Annotated in this window: 14 protein-coding genes and 1 tRNA gene; 2 read left to right on the top strand and 13 right to left on the bottom strand. The window is 71.8% G+C overall.

Annotation, left to right across the window (positions count from 1 at the left end; genetic code table 11):
- Positions 1-133 precede the first annotated feature (133 nt).
- The 4 genes from JOE55_RS11625 to JOE55_RS11610 all read right to left on the bottom strand — a co-directional run bounded on the left by JOE55_RS11625 (position 134) and on the right by JOE55_RS11610 (position 5,743).
- A complete protein-coding gene (locus JOE55_RS11625) occupies positions 134-598 on the bottom strand; it encodes a hypothetical protein (protein WP_024290784.1) in 465 nt (154 codons plus the stop codon).
- Positions 595-1,725, bottom strand: a complete 1,131-nt coding sequence (locus tag JOE55_RS11620) for an MraY family glycosyltransferase (RefSeq protein ID WP_081749281.1) — start codon at positions 1,723-1,725, stop codon at positions 595-597. Before JOE55_RS11620 ends, JOE55_RS11625 begins: the two co-directional genes overlap by 4 nt.
- Positions 1,722-3,743: a polysaccharide biosynthesis protein gene (locus JOE55_RS11615; protein ID WP_024290786.1), complete on the bottom strand. Its 2,022-nt coding sequence runs from the start codon at positions 3,741-3,743 to the stop codon at positions 1,722-1,724. The genes JOE55_RS11620 and JOE55_RS11615 overlap by 4 nt, the downstream gene beginning before the upstream one ends.
- A gap of 173 nt (positions 3,744-3,916) precedes the next feature.
- Positions 3,917-5,743, bottom strand: a complete 1,827-nt coding sequence (locus JOE55_RS11610) for a glycosyltransferase (RefSeq protein WP_029643890.1) — start codon at positions 5,741-5,743, stop codon at positions 3,917-3,919.
- A 253-nt stretch (positions 5,744-5,996) separates the two neighbouring features.
- Between JOE55_RS11610 and JOE55_RS11605 the strand changes: the two genes are divergently transcribed.
- Positions 5,997-6,968, top strand: coding sequence for an NAD-dependent epimerase/dehydratase family protein (locus tag JOE55_RS11605; protein ID WP_024290788.1), 972 nt, complete (start codon positions 5,997-5,999; stop codon positions 6,966-6,968).
- A gap of 120 nt (positions 6,969-7,088) precedes the next feature.
- Here JOE55_RS11605 and JOE55_RS11600 read toward each other — a convergent pair whose 3' ends face one another.
- The 9 genes from JOE55_RS11600 to argS form a co-directional block, all read right to left on the bottom strand.
- On the bottom strand, positions 7,089-8,459 hold the full coding sequence (locus tag JOE55_RS11600) for an L-threonylcarbamoyladenylate synthase (protein ID WP_338125480.1): 1,371 nt from the start codon (positions 8,457-8,459) through the stop codon (positions 7,089-7,091).
- A 59-nt stretch (positions 8,460-8,518) separates the two neighbouring features.
- Positions 8,519-9,373 carry a peptide chain release factor N(5)-glutamine methyltransferase gene (gene prmC, locus JOE55_RS11595; protein WP_024290790.1) on the bottom strand — a complete coding sequence of 285 codons (855 nt, stop codon included), beginning with the start codon at positions 9,371-9,373 and terminating at the stop codon, positions 8,519-8,521.
- Entirely contained in the window at positions 9,373-10,494 is a 1,122-nt protein-coding gene (prfA, locus tag JOE55_RS11590) for a peptide chain release factor 1 (protein ID WP_204782998.1), read from the bottom strand. The genes prmC and prfA overlap by 1 nt, the downstream gene beginning before the upstream one ends.
- Positions 10,495-10,637: 143 nt before the next feature.
- A complete protein-coding gene (rho, locus tag JOE55_RS11585) occupies positions 10,638-12,746 on the bottom strand; it encodes a transcription termination factor Rho (protein ID WP_204782997.1) in 2,109 nt (702 codons plus the stop codon).
- A gap of 309 nt (positions 12,747-13,055) precedes the next feature.
- A complete protein-coding gene (gene thrB, locus JOE55_RS11580) occupies positions 13,056-14,033 on the bottom strand; it encodes a homoserine kinase (protein WP_024290793.1) in 978 nt (325 codons plus the stop codon).
- 5 nt (positions 14,034-14,038) lie between these two features.
- Positions 14,039-15,148 (bottom strand): threonine synthase, encoded by a 1,110-nt coding sequence (gene thrC, locus JOE55_RS11575; protein ID WP_204782996.1) that lies wholly within the window; start codon positions 15,146-15,148, stop codon positions 14,039-14,041.
- 139 nt (positions 15,149-15,287) lie between these two features.
- The gene (locus tag JOE55_RS11570) at positions 15,288-16,613 is read right to left on the bottom strand and encodes a homoserine dehydrogenase (RefSeq protein WP_204782995.1); all 1,326 of its coding nucleotides are present in this window, start codon (positions 16,611-16,613) and stop codon (positions 15,288-15,290) included.
- Positions 16,614-16,670: 57 nt separating this feature from the next.
- On the bottom strand, positions 16,671-18,248 hold the full coding sequence (gene lysA, locus JOE55_RS11565) for a diaminopimelate decarboxylase (RefSeq protein ID WP_239546641.1): 1,578 nt from the start codon (positions 18,246-18,248) through the stop codon (positions 16,671-16,673).
- A 2-nt stretch (positions 18,249-18,250) separates the two neighbouring features.
- On the bottom strand, positions 18,251-19,921 hold the full coding sequence (gene argS / locus JOE55_RS11560; protein WP_058871265.1) for an arginine--tRNA ligase: 1,671 nt from the start codon (positions 19,919-19,921) through the stop codon (positions 18,251-18,253).
- A 141-nt stretch (positions 19,922-20,062) separates the two neighbouring features.
- Between argS and JOE55_RS11555 the strand changes: the two genes are divergently transcribed.
- Positions 20,063-20,138: transfer RNA gene (locus JOE55_RS11555), tRNA-Arg, on the top strand.
- Positions 20,139-20,264: the final 126 nt, after the last annotated feature.

Here is a 20,264-nt window from a genome sequence, read left to right as displayed (position 1 = left end):
CGGTTCCCACCGGCCTGCACGAGCTCCCCCGCGGTGCTCAGCGGGCTCTTCTCAGCGGCTGATCCAGCCTCCGGGGAGTCCTTGCCCGCGGATGCTCTCGGCGTATCGTCTGGGTGCTGTACGGGGTCCATCGTCAGGTCCTCTCGGAATCGCCGTCCGGCACGGCGACGTCGTAGATCGGCATGCGGGCTCGGCGCAGGCCGGTGGCCATCCCGCCCAGCCACGCCCCCACGGCCACAGCGGCCGCTGCCATCAGCCAGTGGGGCCTCAGCCAGCCCGGGGCCTCGACCGAGGCCATCAGCATGGCCCCGACGAGCACCAGCACGAGGTAGGCGAAGAGCATGACCAGCGGAGGGGCGTAGGCCGACAGCCCGCTGGCCCACCACAGCGCCAGGCCGGACAGCGCAAACGGGACGGCGACGACCGCCGAGGCCGTCGCCGCCGAGGCGGCAGCACCTCCCCCGGAGATGATCGCGGCCGCGACCACGAGCGCCAGGCAGGCCGCGGCACCGGCGATCAGGCCGTGGCGCAGCATCACTGCCCAGGGGCTTCCCCCGACGGTGCTCAGGCGCCGGCGAGGGTCTCGACGGACGCTCATGCGCGCGCCTCCTGGGCCTCGGCGGTGCGTCGTGCGCCGAGCAGGTGCGGCAGGCTCAGGTACAGCGCGAGCACGGCCAGCACGGCCAGGCCCGGCACGACGGCCGGCAGCCCGCTCAGCCACAGGCCGGTGAGCCCCACCAGGGAGACGACCACGGTGAAGACCGCGACCGTCAGGGACGAAGCCGCATGCGAGAACCCGATGTCCGTGAGCCGCTGGTAGACGTGCTCGCGGTGCGGGCGCCACCATGGATCGCCGCGGCGGATGCGCCGCAGCAGGGTCCAGCCCGTGTCCGCCAGGTACACGGACAGCGCGGGCAGCAGGTACTCGACGTACACCCCGGACAGGAAGGCCGCGATCGCGATCATGATCAGCGATCCGCCCAGCAGGTAGGAGCCGACGTCGCCCAGGAAGACGGAGTCGCGCGAGAAGTTCCAGGGGAGGAAGCCCAGGAAGGCGAAGGCGACCACGAGCCCGGCCACGATCATCCACACCAGGTCGTTGGAGGCCCCCGCCCAGGCGTAGACCAGGCCGACCACGAAGCCGTGCATCCCGGAGATGCCGTTGAGGCCGTCCATGAAGTTCGCGACATTGATGTAGGCGACTACGGCGATCGCGCACACCGGCCACCACCAGATCCCGGTGCCCAGGATGAGGGTCAGCGCCCCGGCGCACACCAGGCCGATCAGCAGCTGCCCGGCCAGGCGCCAGCGCACCGACAGCCCGCGGATGTCCTCGCACCACCCGAGCCCGGCGGCCAGGGCCGTGCCGAGCAGCACGACCAGGGCGATCGAGCGGTCGACCTCGACGGCCCCGAGAAGCAGGGCCAGCAGCTGCACGACCACCACGGCGGCCGCCACCGCCAGGCCCATGCCGCGGATCACGGTGCGTGTGTGAGAGGAGCGCTCATTGGGGATGTCCACCACGCCCAGTCGGCGCAGCACGGGCTTGACCACCAGCGGCATGGCCAGGCTCAGCACCAGAGCCGCGGAGCCGAAGATCAGGCCCAGGTGCAGCAGGGACTGCAGCTCCTCGGCGGTCGGCCAGGCGCCGGGATCGGTGGCGAGCACCGAGATGTCCTTGTTCTCGGCACTGAGCTGCAGAGCGGGGATCGCGGCGGTGCTCATGAGGCGCTGTCCTGATCCTGGTCGTACGGCAGCTCGTCGTCGCCGCGGCGCGCACCACCGGCAGCGGTCCCGTGCTCGGGCTCTTCCGCGTGAGCGGAGAGGGAGGCCCGGCGTGCGGCGCGGAACTCCGTGGGCGCAGGCTGGGAGTGCGTTCGCACCACGGGGATCATGCCGGTCGTGGGCATGTTGCCGCGCAGCTTCCAGGTGTGCCGGTCCAGGCCCTCCGGGGACAGCGCCGTCGCCTTGGCATGCGAGATCTTGGGGTGGAAGGGGCGCTCGTCCGACTCGCCGAGACCGATCAGCTCCTCGTGCAGCTTCTCCCCCGGGCGCAGCCCGGTGATCACGATCTCGATCGACTCGCGCCCCGACAGGGTCCGCAGCCGCTCGGCGATGTCGATGATGCGGATCGGCTCGCCCATGTCCAGGATGAGCACCTCGCCGCCGCGGGCGATCGCCCCGGCCTGGACCACCAGCTGGCAGGCCTCCGGGATGGTCATGAAGTAGCGGGTCGCCTGTGCGTCGGTGACCGTGATGGGCCCGCCCTGGCGGATCTGCTCCGTGAACAGCGGGAGCATGGATCCGCGCGAGCCGAACACGTTGCCGAAGCGCACCGAGGCATACCGCTTGCCGGTCTCCTGGGCCATCCAGGCGGTGAGCTTCTCGGCCACGCGCTTGGAGTGCCCCAGTGCGGTCGTGGGGTTGGCGGCCTTGTCGGTCGAGACGTTGACGAACACGCCCACGTCCGCCTTCCGTGCGGCCTCCAGCACGTTGAGGGTGCCGAGCACGTTGGTCTTCCATGCCTCGTCGGGATAGGTCTCCAGCAGCGAGACGTGCTTCAGCGCCGCCGCGTGGAAGACGACCTCCGGTCGGCGCTCGAGGAACAGCTGCTCGAGCGCCTCGGCATCGCGGATATCGGCCAGGACGGTGTCCCGGCCGTCGAGCAGGCCGCGGCCCGTGATGGAGATCTGCGTGGACTGCAGGTTGGTCTCGTCGCGGTCGAGCATCATCAGCTCGCCGGGCTCGAAGGCCAGCAGCTGGCGGCACAGCTCCGAGCCGATGGAGCCGCCGGCACCCGTGACCAGCACCCGCCGACCCGTGATGTAGCCGGAGATCTCCTTGGAGTCGATGTCCACGGGGCTGCGCCCGATCAGGTCCTCGAGGTTGACGTCGCGGATGTCCACGCTGGTGCCGGGGCCGGTGAGCATGGACGACAGCGGCGGCACGGTCATCACGCGCGTGCCGGTGCCGGCGACCGTGTCCGCCACCCGCTGCAGCTTCTTGGAGTCGACCCCCGACAGGGCCACGAGCAGGATCTGCGAGCGCGTCTGCTCGAGCACCTGGGTGGCGTCGTCGAGCGTGCCGAGCACCGGGACCGAGGAGATGCGCAGGTGCTTCTTGGCGGGGTCGTCGTCGATGATCCCGACGGGCACGTACTCCGAGTCCGGGTCCTGCATCATGCGCTGGATGATGAACGTGCCGGACTGCCCCGCGCCGTAGACGACCACGTGCTGGGCCGCCTCGCCGGGCTTGGACGCGGACTCCTGGTACATGCGCTTGAGGTAGCGGAAGGCGGCCATCAGCAGGCACGCGAACGGGAAGGCGATCAGCGCGACTGAGCGCGGCACCCCGATCGACGGGCCGGTGATCAGCAGCAGGATCTGCAGGATCGCCGCCACGATCACGGTGACGACCACGAGCAGCTTGGCCTCGTCGAAGCTGCCGAAGGAGTAGCGGCCCCGATAGAGGGCGAAGGAATAGCCGACGGCCAGCTGCGAGACGACAGCGACGACGCACACGGCGAACATCCCGATCGGGCTGATGAAGTCCAGGTTGAGCTCGTAGCGCAGCGCGAGGGCGACGGTCATGGCCACGATCCAGGACAGCGAGTCCAGGATCATCTGGATCCACAGCCACGCGGTGGGCTTCTCATCGGCCGCGGCTCGGCTCAGCGCGAGCGAGGCGGAGCCGGTCAGACCGGTGGAGGATGCGGCTCCGTCGCCGTCCTGCGGTGGCTGCATCGGGGTCGGTCCCTCCTGGAGACGTACGGGAGCGCTGTGCCGGCCGCCCGAGCAGAGCCCTCGCGGGGGCTGCGACGGAGCGCCCGAAGGTGCGCGGGCCCGGCAGTCGGTCCGTCCAGCTTAGAGGCAGGCGGACGCGCGACCCGGTAGGCCGCCCCTGTGCGGGAGGCGGATCACACGCGGCGCGAGCTCACCAACGCGCGGAAGCTGCGCTCGCGCAGTCGCCGCGGGATGAACCGATAGCCGCCGCGCACCACCACGTTGCGCGCCAGCTCGAGCCGGCCCACGTGACCCAGGCCGAAGAGCCGGGACTGCAGCTGCATCTCGGCGGCGAAGACCCGGAGGCCGCCGCGGCGGGTGTAGGCGCCGTCGGAGACGCGGTAGCCCACGAGCGGCTGCGCGACGTTGCGAACCCGGGCCCCGGCGCGCATCATCCGCACCCACAGCCAGTAGTCCTCGGCCAGAGGCAGCTCCTGGTAGCCGCCGACGGCCTCGACCGCGCCGCGGCGGAAGACGGCTGCGGGATGGGATATGGGATTGCGCAGCCTGGAGATCCGCGCGATGCGCGCCGGATCCGTGGGCGCCTGGCGCAGGGCCAGGACCTCCTCCCGATCCCCGATCTCGTTCATGGACGCCCCCACCAGGTCGGCGCCGTCGCGGATCAGGGGCAGCTGCTCCTCGAAGCGCTGCGGGTAGGAGATGTCGTCGGCGTCCGCGCGGGCGATGATCTCGTGCGTGCACAGCCGCAGCCCGTGGCGCAGCACGGCCGTCAGCCCTCGGTTCTCGGGCAGGTCGGCGCGCACCACGTCGATCGGCGGCTCGGCCGAGCGCAGCTGCTCGGTGATCTCCTCGAGCGCTGCGGCCATCTCGGGGGCCACGGGGCCGTCGCGCACGATCACGACCTGGCTCGGGCGCACGGTCTGCTCGAGGGTGGAGGAGGCCACCGCACGGCGGAAGCGCTCCGGGGTGTCCCCGGCGTAGACCGGCAGGAGCACGGAGAACTCGGGCAGGGCCTGCTCGGAGGCGGGCTCCTCCGACTGCGACTGCGCTCCTTCGAGCCGCCACACGCCGTCCAGGACCTCGGCATTGCTGCGGGGGGCGCTCAGGGAGTCCCGAACGCCTGCGGCCAACCGCCGCAGGACCTGTCCGCGCTCCTGCGATCCGCGCAGGGTCCGCAGCCACAGCCGCGCGGTCGCCCCGCCGTAGAGCACCTTCTCCCACGGGGCCAGCGAGGTCGAGCGGGTGAAGACCCACAGCTTGTTGCGGACGTCGTAGTAGAAGCGCGGGCCCGGATCCGAGTCCGTGGTCACCGGCCGGGCCGTGTGATGCACGACCTGGGAGGCCGGCACCTGGAGGGCATCGCTCCATCGAGCCAGCCGTGTGGAGAACTCGAAGTCGTCATTCCAGATGAAGAAGTCGGCGATGGGCGCAGCGGTCGCGCGCACGGCATCGCCGTCGAGCAGCAGCGCGACGAACGAGCCCGAGCGGATCGTGCGGGCGCCCACGGCCTCGGCCCGCCGACGGCGCCCGGCACCGGCTCCGATGCGCTCGATCATCGAGTTCATGGGGTGCTCGGTGCCGTCGGTCCACAGCACGCGGCTGGCCACGAAGGCGGGACGGCGGCCGCCGCGGGGGTCGTAGGCCCGCCAGGCGCCCACGGCCGCGGACAGCGCCTGCGGAAGGGGCTCGGTGTCGTCGTCCATGACCCAGATCAGGTCCGCGCCGTGGTGATGGGCCGCTCGATCGATCCCCACGGCGAAGCCTCCGGCTCCCCCGACGTTGCGCGGCAGGCGGATCAGGTCCACGCCGATCTCGCTGCGGCGGGCGAAGTCCTCCACGACGCTCACGGAGTCGTCGTCCGAGGCGTTGTCCACGACCACGATGGTCTCCGGTGCGCGTTCGCCGGAGGCCAGGCCCTGCAGCGTGGTCGTCAGCAGGCGAGCTCGATTGAAGCTCACGACGACGGCGACCACTACGGGCTCGCTCGCAGAGACGGGCACAGCTTCAGCTCCAGACGGGAATCGAGGATTCGGGTCCGAGGACCGGTGCGCGGGGCTCGGGGGCTGCGCAGCCTGTCTCGGGTTCCGGAACATTAGCACCGGTGCCTTCGCCCGTTCTGTGATCCTCCAGGAGCCTGCCTGAGGCTCCCCTGGACGGTTCCTGCATCCACTTGCCGGATCCGCGGCCTCTGTACGATGAGCAGCGATGGACCGCGGCGCCGCGGTCCGCGGGTCTGCAGACAGGAGAGTTCTCATGACGGCGAGGAACTGGCGGGTCGTGGGTGCGACCGGCTTCGCAGGATCGGCGATCACCGCCCGACTGCATGCCGAAGGCCACACCGTCCAGGCCGTCTCCGCTCCGCGGCTCTCCAGCAGCGCGCGCACCGTCCACCACCTGATGGGTCGCGCCCGGGACCTGGAATCCGTCATCGACTACCTGGCCGACTCGTTCGCCGGTGCAGATGTGGTCGTCAACGCCGCGGGACTCGCCCGCCCCGATGGCACCGATCAGGACGCCCTGGTGGGCGCCAACGCCCTCCTGCCGCTGCTGATCCTCGCCGCGGCCGAGCGCACGAGCGTCACCCGCGTGATCCACCTGTCCACCGCGGCGGTCCAGGGCAGCACGCCGTGCCTCGACGAGACCACGCAGACGGATCCCTTCTCCCCCTACTCGTTCTCCAAGGCCCTGGCCGAGCGCGCCCTGCTGCGCGTGCTGGACCGCGAGGCCGATACCCGCGAGGGCCTGCCCGAGCTCGTGCTGCTGCGCGCGACCTCCGTCCAGGGCCGAGGACGCTCGACCACCCAGCGCCTGGCCAGGTTCGCCGCGACCCCGCTGAGCTCCGTGGCCGGCGACGGCACCGCGCACACCCCGGTGACCTCCTCGGAGGCCCTGGCGGAGCTCGTGGCCAGTCTCGGCACCTTCAAGGGCGAGCTGCCCCGGATCGTGCTGCAGCCGTGGGAGGGGGCCACGACCGCCTCGATCCTGCGCGATGCCGGCCGTCGGGAGCCTCTGCACCTGCCCACCGTCCTGTGCCGGGCGGCAGTGCGCCTGGGCTATCTGATCTCCTCGGCCGCCGGGTCCCGCTGGCATGGCCCGCTGCGCCGGATCGAGGTCACGTGGTTCGGCCAGCAGCAGGTGCCCGGCTGGGTCCAGGAGCACGACATGCTCCCCGCCCCCGCCATCACGCCCGTGCTGCGCGCCGTGCACACGGCCCAGGGCCACTGAGCCCCGGCACGCATCCGGCACCTGCGCCGCTGGGCGCTCGCCGCTGAGCGCGGAAGGGCCCGTCGGGCTGAGGATCGGCTCCTCTGCCCGACGGGCCCTTCGCGCTGCAGTCCCTGTGCCTCAGCGCTGCTGGTCCACCCCGGCCTGCGGCAGGGAGGCCTCCGCCTGGTCCTCCGGCACGGCGCGGGCCACGAGCGCGCTGGCCTGCGCCACCCCGAGCGGGCGAGTGCTCTCGGGATCCCTGCGCTGCGGACGGGTGCGGTTCTGGTCGGGTGCACCGTGCCTCCCGCCTCCTCCGCCGGCAGCCACGACGGCGGCTGCGGCCGAGACCCCTGTGGCGGCGCTGGCCCCTGCGAAGTCCTCGGGCCCAGGTGCCGCGGAATCCTGCTCGGCGCGAGCCTGCTCCACGATCCCGATCTCCGGGTCGGCGACGGTGCTGCCGCCCGAGCCCTCGGGTCTGCCCTGCGGCCCGGACGGCTCGTCGGCTCCGGCGGGGTCCTGATCGGGACCGGTCTGCTCGCCGGAGGCATCCTGGCTGCGCTGACCGGGGCCCTGCACCGACGACTCGTCGGCGGCTTCCCCGTCCGCGGAGGAGACGGCGTCGGGCTGCGCCGTCTCCTCCTCGGCATCGCTCGGGGCGCTGCTGCCGTCGCGGGCGATCACCGAGGGGACGACCTCGCGCAGGCGGGTCAGGGAGATGCGGCCGTCACGCACGACGACCGGAACGCCGCCGGTGCAGTCGACGATAGTCGAGGCCACGGGCTGTGCGTCGGCCGTGTCCTCCCCAGCGGGGTCCATGCCCTCGGTGCGCGGGCCGTCCTCCAGGTAGACGCGCACCGAGTCGCCGAGCATCTCGCGGGCCTGCTCGGCGGTCACGGCGGCTGTCATGCCGGTGCGGTTGGCCGAGGACACGGCCAGCGGCCCGGTCTCCTGCAGCAGCTGCTGGGCCACGGGATCGTCGGGCACGCGCAGCGCGACCGTGCCGCGGGTCTCGCCCAGATCCCACTGCAGGGACGCCTGCGCGTGGCAGATGAGCGTCAGTCCGCCAGGCCAGAAGGCTCCGGCCAGGGCGCGGGCCTCCTCCGACACGGAGTCCGCGAGCCCGTCGAGCACGCCGCTGTGGGCGATGAGCACGGGCGGGGGCATGGTGCGATCGCGGCCCTTGGCCTCGAGCAGGCGCTGCACGGCCTCGGCCGAGAACGCGTTGGCCGCGATGCCGTAGACGGTGTCGGTGGGCATCACGACGACCTGGTGGCGGGCCAGCTCGCGGCGGGCGGCATCGACAGCGGCGCCGCGCGAGCGCTCGTCCTTGATGCGGAAGAACTCCGCGGGCACAGGCGCCTCCGCCTGCTCCTCGGCCTCCTGCTCGGGCTCGACGTTCTCGGGGGCCTCCTCCAGGGACTGCTCGGCGTCCTCGGCCGGGATGGCGTCCCGGGGTTGCGCTGCGAGGTCGTCGGGGTTCTGGGGGCGATCGCTGGAAGTGTCGTTCACGCCGTTCATTGTTGCACTCCGCCGCCCCTCTCCACCCCCGACGGCCCCTGCGGTCCCGATCACGCGAGGACCCCGCTGGTGGCCCTGGGCCGACCCGTCAGGTCCTGATGCAGCTGCACCTGCTCGAATCCCGAGCTGCGCATCTGCTCCTGCATGTCCTCAGCCTGCGACTCGGCGTGCTCGAGCACGCACCAGCCGGCGGGGCGCAGGAGCTGGGCCGCCGCGGCGATGATCCGACGCGGCATCTCCATCCCGTCGTCTCCACCGCCCCACAGCGCTGCCGCGGGATCGTGCTCGAGCACCTCCGGCTGGGTGATGGGCTCGCGGGCCGGAACATAGGGGGGATTGCTCACCACGGCCGCGCAGCGCCCCCGCAGATCCTCGGGAGCATGCGTGGCGTCGCCCTCGCGCAGGTCCACCCGGGTGCCCTCGAGATTGCGCTGTGCCCAGTGCAGGGCCTGCGGGTCGAGCTCGATCGCGTGCACCCGGGCGTGGGGCACCTCGTCGGCGACGGCGGCGGCGATCGCCCCCGAACCGGTGCACAGGTCGACGACTACCGGGCGCGCCTCCCCGTCCGCCTGGTCCTCGCGCAGGCGCTCGACGAGCAGCTCGACGAGCAGCTCGGTCTCCGGGCGCGGGATGAAGACCCCCGGCCCCACCTGGATCGCCAGGCGGCGGAAGGGGGCCGTGCCCACGATGTGCTGCAGCGGCTCGCGGGCCGCGCGCCTCTCGACCAGCTCGTCGAGGCCCTTGGGCGCGTCCGCGCCGATGATGGCGCGCGCGGCGACCTCCCCGCGCTGCAGTCCCAGCAGGTGCCCGGCCAGCTGCACGGCATCGGCCTCCGCAGCGGGCACCCCCGCCCGCTCGAGCCGTGCCGTGGCCCGGCGCAGCGCCTGGGCGAGCGTCTCGGCCATCAGCCGAGGTCCTGGGCGCCGGCGCCCTGGCCGATCTGCTGGAGCCGGTGCTGCTCGTCCAGCTCGATCGCGGATTCGATCACGGGCCCGAGCGCTCCGTCCAGGACGGCGTCGAGGTTGTAGGCCTTGTAGCCGGTGCGGTGATCGGCGATGCGGTTCTCGGGGAAGTTGTACGTGCGCACCCGCTCGGAGCGGTCCATCGTGCGCACCTGGCTGCGCCGGGCCTGGGAGGCCTCGGCGTCGAGCTGCTCCTGCTGGTGGGCCAGGATGCGCGCGCGCAGCACGCGCATGGCCGCCTCCTTGTTCTGCAGCTGGGACTTCTCGTTCTGCATGGCCACGACGATCCCCGTGGGCAGATGGGTGATCCGCACCGCCGAGTCGGTCGTGTTCACGGACTGCCCGCCGGGGCCCGAGGAGCGGTAGACGTCGATCTTCAGGTCGTTCTGGGTGATCTCGACCTCCTCCGGGGCATCGACCTCGGGGAAGGCCAGCACGCCGGCGGCGGAGGTGTGGATCCTGCCCTGCGACTCGGTGGCCGGGACCCGCTGGACGCGGTGCACGCCGCCCTCGTACTTGAGCTTGGCCCACACGCCCTCGGCCGGGTCCTGGGAGCGTCCCTTGACCGCGATCTGGACGTCCTTGTGCCCGCCCAGGTCAGCGGGGGTGTCGCTGAGGACCTCGGTCTTCCAGCCCTGGGACTCCGCGAAGCGCAGGTACATGCGCAGCAGATCGCCGGCGAACAGCGCGGCCTCCGCACCGCCCTCCCCCGCCTTGATCTCCAGGATGGCGTCACGGGCGTCGTCCGGGTCCCGCGGGATCAGCAGCCGGCGCAGCCGCTCGCGGGCCGGGTCGATCCGGCCCTGCAGCTGCTCGGCCTCCGCGGCGAATTCGGGGGCCTCAGGTGCCAGCTCGCGGGCCGCCTCCAGGCCCTCGCGCAGGGCCTGCAGGTCCCGATGGGCGCCCACCACCCGGTCCAGCTCCGCATAGCGGCGATTGAGCCGACGGGCCAGCAGCTGGTCGGCATGCACGGACGGATCCGCAAGGCGCTTTTGCAGCTGCTCGTGCTCCTGGAGGATCGCCTCCAAGGGCCCGGTACCCTCACGGGCTTCGATCTCGGTCACGGGTTCGCGCTCTCCTGAGGGGCTGCGGGCCGGGCGACGGCGGTCGCCGGGCGGGGATGGCATGCGACCGGTCGACGGACGCAGGACGACTCAACCCCGAGGACCGCTCGTCGAGCGGACCCCGGGGCTGGTCGCGAGGGACCTCAGCGGTCGTCGTCCGCCTTGACGTTCAGCGTGGTCTTCTGGACCTGCATGAGGAACTCGGCGTTCGACTGGGTGTCGCGCAGCTTGGAGGTCAGCAGCTCGAGGGCCTGCTGCTGATCCAGGCTCGAGAGCACTCGACGCAGCTTCCACATGATCTTCAGCTCATCGGCGCCCATGAGGTTCTCCTCGCGACGGGTGCCCGAGGAGTTGACGTCCACGGCGGGGAAGATGCGCTTGTCCGCCAGCTGACGGGACAGGCGCAGCTCCATGTTTCCGGTGCCCTTGAACTCCTCGAAGATGACCTCGTCCATCTTGGACCCGGTCTCCACCAGCGCGGTGGCGAGGATGGTCAGTGAGCCGCCGTTCTCGATGTTGCGCGCGGCGCCGAAGAAGCGCTTGGGCGGGTACAGCGCCGCCGAGTCCACGCCGCCGGAGAGGATGCGCCCGGAGGCCGGAGCCGACAGGTTGTACGCACGGCCCAGGCGGGTCATGGAATCCAGCAGCACCACCACGTCCATGCCCAGCTCCACGAGGCGCTTGGCGCGCTCGATGGCCAGCTCGGCCACGGTGGTGTGGTCGTCCGCGGGACGGTCGAAGGTCGAGGCGATGACCTCGCCCTTCACCGTGCGCTGCATGTCTGTGACCTCCTCGGGGCGCTCGTCCACGAGCACCATCATGAGGTGGACCTCGGGGTTGTTCGTGGTGATCGCGTTGGCGATCGACTGCAGCATCAGCGTCTTGCCCGCCTTGGGCGGGGAGACGATCAGGCCGCGCTGGCCCTTGCCGATCGGCGAGACCAGATCGACCACTCGCGGGCCGACCTTCTTGGGCTCGGTCTCCAGGCGCAGGCGCTCCTGCGGGTAGAGCGGCACGAGCTTGGAGAACTCGGTGCGATCGCCCTGATCCTCCGGCTTCTTGCCGTTGACGCTGGTCAGCTGCACCAGGGCGTTGAACTTCTGGCGCTGGCCGCGCTGGTTCTCCTCGCCCTCGCGCGGGGCGCGGATGGCGCCGACGACGGCGTCGCCCTTGCGCAGGTTGTTCTTCTTGACCTGGGCCAGCGAGACGTAGACGTCGTTCGGGCCGGGCAGGTAGCCGGAGGTCCGCACGAAGGCGTAGTTGTCCAGCACATCCAGGATGCCGGCCACGGGCAGCAGGACGTCGTCCTCGGTCAGCTCCGTGTCATCGACCTCGGGGCCGTTGCCGCCGCGGTTGCGACGGTTGTTCCGGCGCTCGTTGCGGTCGTTGCGATCATTGCGGCCGCGGTTGCGACGGCTGCGGCGCGAGCCGCCATCGTCGTCGCCGTTCTGGTCGCTGCCGCCCTGGCGCTTGGACTGCTGCTTGCCGCCCTGGCCGTTCTGGCCCTTGCCGCCGTCGTTCTGGCTGTTCTGGCCCTTGCCGCCCTGCTGGCCGCCGTCGTTCTGGCCGCCCTGGCCCTTGCCGCGGCCCCTGCCGCGGCCGCCGCCGTCGTTCTGGCCGTTGTGACGGCGCCCGCCCTCGTCCGAGGACTCGGAGTCGTCGTGGCCGCCGCCGTGACCGCCGTTGCTCTGGCCGGCGCTGTTCTGAGCGCCCTGATCGTCCGAGTCGGATTGACGCCCCCGGCCGCGTCGCTGGGAGCGGGAGGGGCGCCCGCCCTCGGAGCGCTGCTGGGAGTCATCGCCCGACGGGGTGTCCTGCCCGGACTCCGAGCCGGACTGGCTCTCGCGGTCCTGGCCCTGTTGCTCGCCCTGCGAGCCTTCGGAGCCCGAGGAGCGGCGGCCGCGGCCGGTGCGCGCGGAGACCTTCGGCAGATCGCCCGCCTCGGGCTCCACCTCCGGCTCCCCCGCCTGGGCCGAGGAGGCGTCATCGCCCTGGGCCTTGGCGGCGGCGCGCTGCGCGGTCTTCTCGATCTTCTCGGCCACCTCGACATCGCGCTCGGCGACGGCGCCGCCGCGCTGATGCGCTTGGATGGCGTCGACCAGCAGCGACTTGCGCATGCGGCGAGCCCCGGTGATGCCCAGCTGCGCGGCGAGGGCCTGCAGCTGAGCCAGCTTGAGGCCCGAGAGGCCGGTGCCCTGGTTCTGCTCGGAGTTCTGATCCGTACCTGAGGTCAGGTCGGTGGATTCGGTCACGAAGGTTTCCTTCTCCCTCGGTGGAAGGCCTCGGCACTCAGACGCCGGACCTCTTGTGCATGGTGGCGGGCCGCTAGCTGCGGGCCTGATCGCGCTGCAGATGGCGACGATCTCGCCGACGGAGCCCCCATCCGATGAGATGCCCGCCCGACGGCATGCACGCAGGCCGTGCCGAGGGCGATATCGCGATGGAGACTGGACGAGCCTTCCTGCCGGAGCAGGCGGGGCTTGCGTCGGGTCGGGCGGAGACTACGAGCACCCCCGGCGGACCTCGGTCTGCTGGAGCGGGCTCGAACGCCCGTGCGCATCCTAGATGCTGTATGGATGCTCGCTCACCTTAGCACCCTGCTGAGGCACGGACAGGCGCAGAACACGCCAGGTGACGTGCTCGCTGCCCGGGCCCTGGTGCGCGGCGAGCTCGCCGATGGCCTTCTCCGCGGCATCAGCGGAAGGCGCGGAATCGGAGAGCACCAGAACGGTGGGTCCGGCTCCCGAGATCAGCGCGGCGTGCCCCTGCTCCCGCAGCGCGGCCACCAGGGCCGCGCTGGGCTCCATGGCCGGTGCGCGGAAGGGCTGGTGCAGGCTGTCGGCGGTGGCGGGCATCAGGTGCTCGGGGCGATGCGACATGGCGTCGATCAGCAGGGCGCAGCGCCCGGCGTTGCGGGCCGCCTCGCGGTGGTCGACCGTCTGGGGCAGCAGCGAGCGCGCCAGCGCCGTGGAGACCTCGTAGTTGGGGATCGCCACGATCGGCACGATCTCCGGCAGCACGTCCACGGGGGCCGTCCGCCAGGCCCCGGGCTCGCCCCACGAGATCGTCAGGCCGCCGTAGAGGGCCGGAGCCACGTTGTCCGGATGACCCTCCATGCCGGCGCAGACCTGGAAGACGGCGTCCTCGTCGAGGCGCTGCTGCTCGGCGAGCAGGGCGTTGCCGGCCACCACTCCCGCCACCGCGCAGGCGGCCGAGGAGCCCATGCCGCGGCCGTGGGGGACGCGGTTGCGCGCCACGATCCGCATGCCGGGCTGCTCCTGAAGGCCTGCCGCGCGCCAGGCGGCGCGGACGGCGCGCACCAGGAGGTGGTCCTCCGTGCGGGGCACGGACTCGGAGCCCTCCCCCTGCAGCTCGAACTCCAGGCCCGATTCCAGGACGGTGAGCTCGATCTCGTCGCGGTGCTCCAGGGCCAGGCCCAGGGTGTCGAAGCCGGGGCCCACGTTGCCGGTCGAGGCCGGGACGCTCACGGCCACGGAGCGCCCCGGGACCAGGACCTCGCGCCAGTCGCGACGCGCCACGGGGCTCACTCGAGGCCCAGAGCGGAGGCGACGGACACGACGTCGAAGTCCACGCGCACCGGCTCGGCGGCATGCGGGTCCTCGGCCTCAGCGCCCTTCACGGCCCACTGCGGGTCCTTGAGACCGTGGCCCGTCACCGTGATGACGATCCGCGCACCGGCAGGGACCTGGCCCTGCTCGTGCTTCATGATCAGGCCCGCCACGCCGGCGGCGGAGCCGGGCTCCACGAACACGCCATCGCGCGAGGACAGGAAGCGCTGAGCGGCGATGATCTCGGTATCCGAGACGGCCTCGATCAGTCCTCCGGAGTCGTCGCGCGCGGCGATCGCGGTGTCCCACGAGGCGGGGTTGCCGATGCGGATCGCGGTGGCCACGGTGTCCGGGTCATCGATCGGATGCCCGGCCACCAGCGGCGCCGAGCCCTCGGCCTGGAAGCCCCACATGGTGGGGGTCTTCGTGGCCACGGCCGGCAGGACGTCGCCCTGGTCGTTGGTGAACTCGGCGGCGTACTCCTGGTAGCCCTTCCAGTACGCGGTGATGTTGCCCGCGTTGCCGACCGGCAGGATGTGCAGGTCCGGAGCATCGCCCAGGGCGTCGACGACCTCGAAGGCGCCGGTCTTCTGCCCCTGAATCCGGTACGGGTTCACGGAATTGACCAGGAAGACCGGGTAGGACTCAGAGAGCTTGCGCGCGACCTCGAGGCAGTTGTCGAAGTTGCCGTTGATCTGGATGATGTCGGCGCCGTGGGCAACGGCCTGGGCCATCTTGCCCATGGAGATCTTGCCCTCGGGCACCAGCACGGCGCAGCGCATGCCGGCCTGCTTGGCGTAGGCCGCGGCGGAGGCGGAGGTGTTGCCGGTCGAGGCGCACACGACCGCCTTGGCGCCTTCCTCCTTGGCCTTGGTGATGGCCATGGTCATGCCGCGGTCCTTGAAGGAGCCGGTGGGGTTCATGCCCTCGAACTTGACCCAGACCTCGCAGCCGGTCAGCTCGGACAGCGCGCGGGCGCGGATCAGCGGGGTGCCGCCCTCGCCCATCGAGACGACGGGGGTGGAATCGGTGACCGGAAGGCGGTCGCGGTACTCGTTGATGACGCCCTGCCACTGATGTGCCATTGCTGCTCCTCGCTTCGCTGCGGCTGCCTCGCCCGGTGGGCGGTGCCGCGGGGTTGTCACTGCGTTGTCGTGCCGGGGCCGCTGGGGCCCGTCGGACTCGCGGGTCCGCCGGCCCGTGCGGCTGCGGACGAATCCGTGCTCAGTCGTCGGCCTCGACCCGGATGAGCCCGGAGAGGTCGTAGACCACGTCCAGGCCGCGCACGGCCTCGACGGTGCGCACGAGGTCCGCGTTGCGGGCCCGGTGCGTCACGATGCGGATCTCGGCCAGGTCCTCCCCGGGGCGGCGGGGATCGTCGCGGACGTCGTCCTGGCGCATGGTCGAGACCGAGACGCCGTGCTCGGCGAACACCCCGGCCACCGCCGCGAGCACCCCGGTCTGATCGGGGCACAGCAGGGTCAGGGAGAAGCTGGTCTGGACGTCGTCGACGCCGGTGGCCGGCAGGCCCGCGTGCACGACCGGGCCGATGCCCGGTCCTCCGGCCACGACGCGGCGCAGGGCCGAGACCAGATCCCCGAGCACGGCAGAGGCGGTGGGCCCGCCGCCGGCACCGGGGCCGTAGAACATGAGCTCCTCGGCGCCGTCGGCCTCCACGAACACCGCGTTGTAACCGCCGTGGACGCTGGCCAGGGGGTGGGTGCGCGGGATCATGGTCGGCACCACGCGCAGGTTCACGCCCGAGGAGACCCGCTCGGCCACGCCGAGCAGCTTGATCACGAAGCCCGCGGAGCGCGCGGCCTCGACGTCCTCTGCGGTGATCCCGCGGATGCCCCGGCAGTAGACGTCGTCGATCGTGTACCACGAGTGGAAGGCCAGCCCGCCCAGGATCGCGACCTTGGCGGCGGCGTCATGGCCCTCCACATCAGCTGTGGGATCGGCCTCCGCGAAGCCCAGGCGCTGGGCCTCGGCCAGGGCGTCGTCGAACGAGGCCCCGGTGGTGTCCATCTGGTCGAGGATGTAGTTGGTCGTGCCGTTCATGATGCCGAGCACGCGGCGGATGCGGTCCCCGGACAGCGACTCGAGCACCGGGCGCACGATCGGGATGGCCCCGGCCACGGCGGCCTCGTAGTTCAGGGTGGTCCCGGAGGCCTCGGCCGCCTCGTGCAGCTCCTGTCCGTGCCGGGCCAGCAGCGCCTTGTTGCCGCTGACCACGGGCTTGCCCGCATTCAGCGCGCGCAGGATCCGGGTGCGGGCCGGTTCGATGCCGCCGGTCAGCTCGACGACCGCGTCGGCGGTGTCGATCAGCGACTCGGCGTCGGTGGTCAGCAGCTGCTGCGGCAGCTCGACGGTGCGCTGGGCGGAGGTGTCGCGCACGGCGATGCCGATCAGCTCGGGTCGGGCACCGATGCGACGGGCCAGCTCCTCGGGCTGCTCGAGCAGGACGCGGGCTACCTCGGCGCCGACATTGCCGGCGCCGAGCAGGGCGATCCGGACGACGTCAGGACGGGTGTCGGGTGCGTGGGTCACGTGGAGGCTCCAGACGGGTGGGGTCGGGGCGTTCGGGTGGTCGGGTGCTGCGGGACTTCAGCGCTCGCCGAGGCGCAGCGGGCGGGAGGCCTCGGGGTCCTGGGAGACGTCGCGGACGAAGAGGTCCTCCTCCGTCTCGCCGCGCACGATCAGCCGGGCCTCGGGGATGCCGTCGACAGTGCGCACCGCGACCACGCCCGGACGCGGCAGCCAGTTGTAGTTGCTGGACAGCGCCCAGCAGTACGCGCCGGTGGCGGGAACGGCCAGCAGGTCGCCGGCGCGCACGCCCTCGGGCAGGTAGGCGCTGTGCACCAGGATGTCGCCGGACTCGCAGTGCTTGCCGACCACGCGGGACAGCGCGGGGGCCTGCCCGCGATGCTCCTCGGCACGGTCGGCCACGACCACCGAGTAGTCCGCGCCGTAGAGCACGGGGCGGGCATTGTCCGACATGCCGCCGTCGACCGAGAGGTACCGGCGGCGCAGTCCGTCCCGGACCGTGACGGACTTGCAGGTCCCCACGGTGTAGAGGCTGATCCCGGCGGGACCGGTGATCGAGCGGCCCGGCTCGACGGAAAGGTGCGGGATCTGCAGGCCCAGCCGCCGGCAGGACTCCTGGACGGCCCGGGCGATGTCCTGGGCGACGGCCGCGGCCGGGCGGGGAGCATCTGCGGCGGTGTAGCCGATGCCGTAGCCGCCGCCGAGATCCAGCTGCGGCAGCGTGACGCCGAAGCGGCGCTCGACCTCTCCCATGAGCCCGAGCACGCGATCGGCGGCCTGGGCGAAGCCGCCGGCGGCGAAGATCTGCGAGCCGATGTGGCAGTGCAGGCCCATCAGCTCGATGTCCGGGTGCGCCACGCAGCCGCTGATGGCGTGCAGCGCCGGGGACTCTCCGTCCTCTGCGGCCATGGAGAGCCCGAACTTCTGGTCCTCGTGCGCGGTCGCGATGAACTCGTGGGTCTCGGCATGGATGCCCGGGGTCACCCGGATCATCACCGGCGCCTTCACCCCGAGCGTGCGGGCCAGTCGCCCGACGAGCTCGATCTCCTGCAGGGAGTCCACGACGATGCGGCCCACGCCGGCGTCCAGCGCCATGGTGATCTCCGCGGCGGACTTGTTGTTGCCGTGCAGCGCCATGCGCTCGGGCGGCATGCCGCCGCGCAGCCCTGCGGCCATCTCGCCGCCGGAGGCCGTGTCGAGGTTGAGGCCCTCCTCCTGCACCCAGCGTGCGATCTCCGGGGTCAGGAAGGCCTTGCCGGCGTAGTAGACGGAGGCCTCCGCGCCGATCGCGGCGAAGGCGTCCTGGAAGGCCGTGCGGAACTGTGCTGCTCGCTGGCGGAAGGCGTCCTCGGAGACCACGTAGAGCGCGGTGCCGTAGTGCTCGGCCAGTGCGGTGGTGGGGATGCCCGAGACGGTGAGCGTGCCCTCGTCATCGCGGCCGAACTGCTCCGGCCAGATCTTGGGATCCAGGCTGGTCCAGTCCTGCGGGACCTCGAGCCACTCGGGCGCCAGCGGACTGGGGCCAGTGTGGATCTGCTCCCCCCGGGCGGGCTCCAGCAGCGGGACCGGCTGCAGCCGGAACCCGGTGGTCACGACGTCCTCGGCCGGCTCCTGCGCCGGATCGCTGTCCAGGGGCATGCTCACATCCTCTCCGGTGCGCTCACGCCCAGCAGCTCGAGGCCGTTGGCCAGGACCTGGCGCGTGGCGTCGTTGAGCCACAGGCGGGTGCGGTGGGTGTCGGTGATCTGCTCGTCGCCCTGCGGGGTCACGCGGCAGGCGCCGTACCAGCGGTGGTAGGACCCGGCCAGCGCCTCCAGGTGGCGGGCCACGCGGTGCGGCTCGCGCAGCTGCGCGGCCTCGGCGACGATCCGCGGGTACTGCCCCAGCCCTGCCAGCAGCTCGGTCTCGGTCTCGTGGGAGAGCAGGGAGGCGTCGAAGGCGGCCGCGCCGTCCTCAGCGGTGCGGCGGACCCCGATCTCGGCGGCATTGCGCCCCACCGCGCAGGTGCGGGCGTGGGCGTACTGGACGTAGAAGACCGGGTTCTCGTTGGAGCGCTTGGTCAGCAGGTCCAGGTCGATGTCGATGTTGGAGTCGATCGAGTACCGGGTCAGCGAGTAGCGCGCGGCATCCACGCCGACGGCCTCGACCAGGTCCTCCATGGTCACCACGGTTCCGGCGCGCTTGGACATCCGCACCGCCGCCCCGTTGCGCACCAGGTTGACCATCTGCCCGATCATGACCTCGACCCGATCCGGGGAGTCGCCCAGCGAGGCGGCCACTGCCTTCAGGCGCGCCACGTATCCGTGGTGATCCGCGCCCAGAAGGTAGAGGCACAGGTCCGCTCCGCGGTCGCGCTTGTCCTTGTAGTAGGCGATGTCGCCGGCGATGTAGGCGGCCTTGCCGTCCGACTTCACGACCACGCGGTCCTTGTCGTCGCCGTGATCGGTGGAGCGCAGCCACCACGCGCCGTCGGCGAAGTAGAGGGCTCCCTGCTCCTTCAGCTGTTCGAGCAGGGCCTCCACGGAGCCGTCGCGGAACAGCGAGTCCTCGTGGAACCAGACGTCGAAGTCCACGCCGAACTCGTGCAGCGACTGCTTGATGTCGCCGAACATGAACTCGACGCCGGCAGCGCGGAAGGCCTCCTGCGGGTCCTCGGACTCGAGCGCTCCGGGCTCTGCCTCCAGCACGCGCTGGGCGATGTCCGAGATGTACTCGCCGCCGTAGCCGTCCTCCGGGGCGGGCTGGCCCTGGGCCCGGGCCAGCAGGGAGCGTGCGAAGCGGTCGATCTGGGCGCCGTGGTCGTTGAAGTAGTACTCGCGGGTGACGTCTGCGCCCTGAGCCTGGAACACGCGAGCCAGGGAGTCGCCGACGGCGGCCCAGCGGGTGCCGCCCAGGTGGATGGGGCCGGTGGGATTGGCCGAGACGAACTCGAGGTTGATGCTGCGGCCCTGCATGGCGGTGCCACGGCCGAACTCCCGGCCCGCCTCCACGATGGAGCGGGCGAGCTCGCCTGCTGCGGCGGCGTCCAGGACGATGTTGAGGAACCCGGGCCCGGCGATGTCGACGGAGGCCACGCCCTCGATCTGCTCGAAGCGGGCCTTCAGCACTGCGGCGACCTCGCGCGGGGGCATCCCGACCTTCTTGGTCAGCTGCATGGCCACGTTCGTGGCCCAGTCCCCGTGCTCTCGGCTCTTGGGACGCTCAACCTTCAGCTCGGGCAGCTGCGCATCCTCTGCGAGAGCGAGCTCCCCCGAGGCGACGGCCTGCTCGAGGCTGGCGGACAGGGCTGCGGAGAGTTCTTCGGGAGTCACCGGGACAGTGTACCTGCGGGCCTCCGCCGACCGGATCGTCCGACGGGGCCGCGACGGGCTGCCCGCCGATGCGACCCGGGGCGGCCGTGGTGATAGAGTCGTCGGGTCGATCACGGCATCCGTGCCGGAGCACCGACCCCCGCCCGAGTAGCTCAGGGGATAGAGCGCCTGCCTCCGGAGCAGGAAGTCGTAGGTTCGAATCCTATCTCGGGCACCAAGAAAGGCCCCTGATCGACGGAAACGTTGATCAGGGGCCTTCTTCACGCCTTCATAGAGTGGGCATGTACGCACTGAGGTACGCAATACGTTACGCGTCGACGCCCGGTTGTGGGTTGTCCAAGCG

Origin of the sequence: Kocuria palustris (assembly GCF_016907795.1) — a bacterium.
GTDB classification, from domain to species: Bacteria; Actinomycetota; Actinomycetes; order Actinomycetales; family Micrococcaceae; genus Kocuria; species Kocuria palustris.
This window is presented reverse-complemented; position numbering and strand designations above follow the sequence as displayed.

Coding starts and splice junctions, on each gene's coding strand:
- thrC (WP_204782996.1), bottom strand. CDS start 15,148: ATGGCACATCAGTGGCAGGGCGTCATCAACGAGTACCGCGACCGCCTT.
- JOE55_RS11625 (WP_024290784.1), bottom strand. CDS start 598: ATGAGCGTCCGTCGAGACCCTCGCCGGCGCCTGAGCACCGTCGGGGGA.
- JOE55_RS11615 (WP_024290786.1), bottom strand. CDS start 3,743: ATGCAGCCACCGCAGGACGGCGACGGAGCCGCATCCTCCACCGGTCTG.
- JOE55_RS11620 (WP_081749281.1), bottom strand. CDS start 1,725: ATGAGCACCGCCGCGATCCCCGCTCTGCAGCTCAGTGCCGAGAACAAG.
- lysA (WP_239546641.1), bottom strand. CDS start 18,248: ATGCCCCTGGACAGCGATCCGGCGCAGGAGCCGGCCGAGGACGTCGTG.
- prmC (WP_024290790.1), bottom strand. CDS start 9,373: ATGGCCGAGACGCTCGCCCAGGCGCTGCGCCGGGCCACGGCACGGCTC.
- JOE55_RS11605 (WP_024290788.1), top strand. CDS start 5,997: ATGACGGCGAGGAACTGGCGGGTCGTGGGTGCGACCGGCTTCGCAGGA.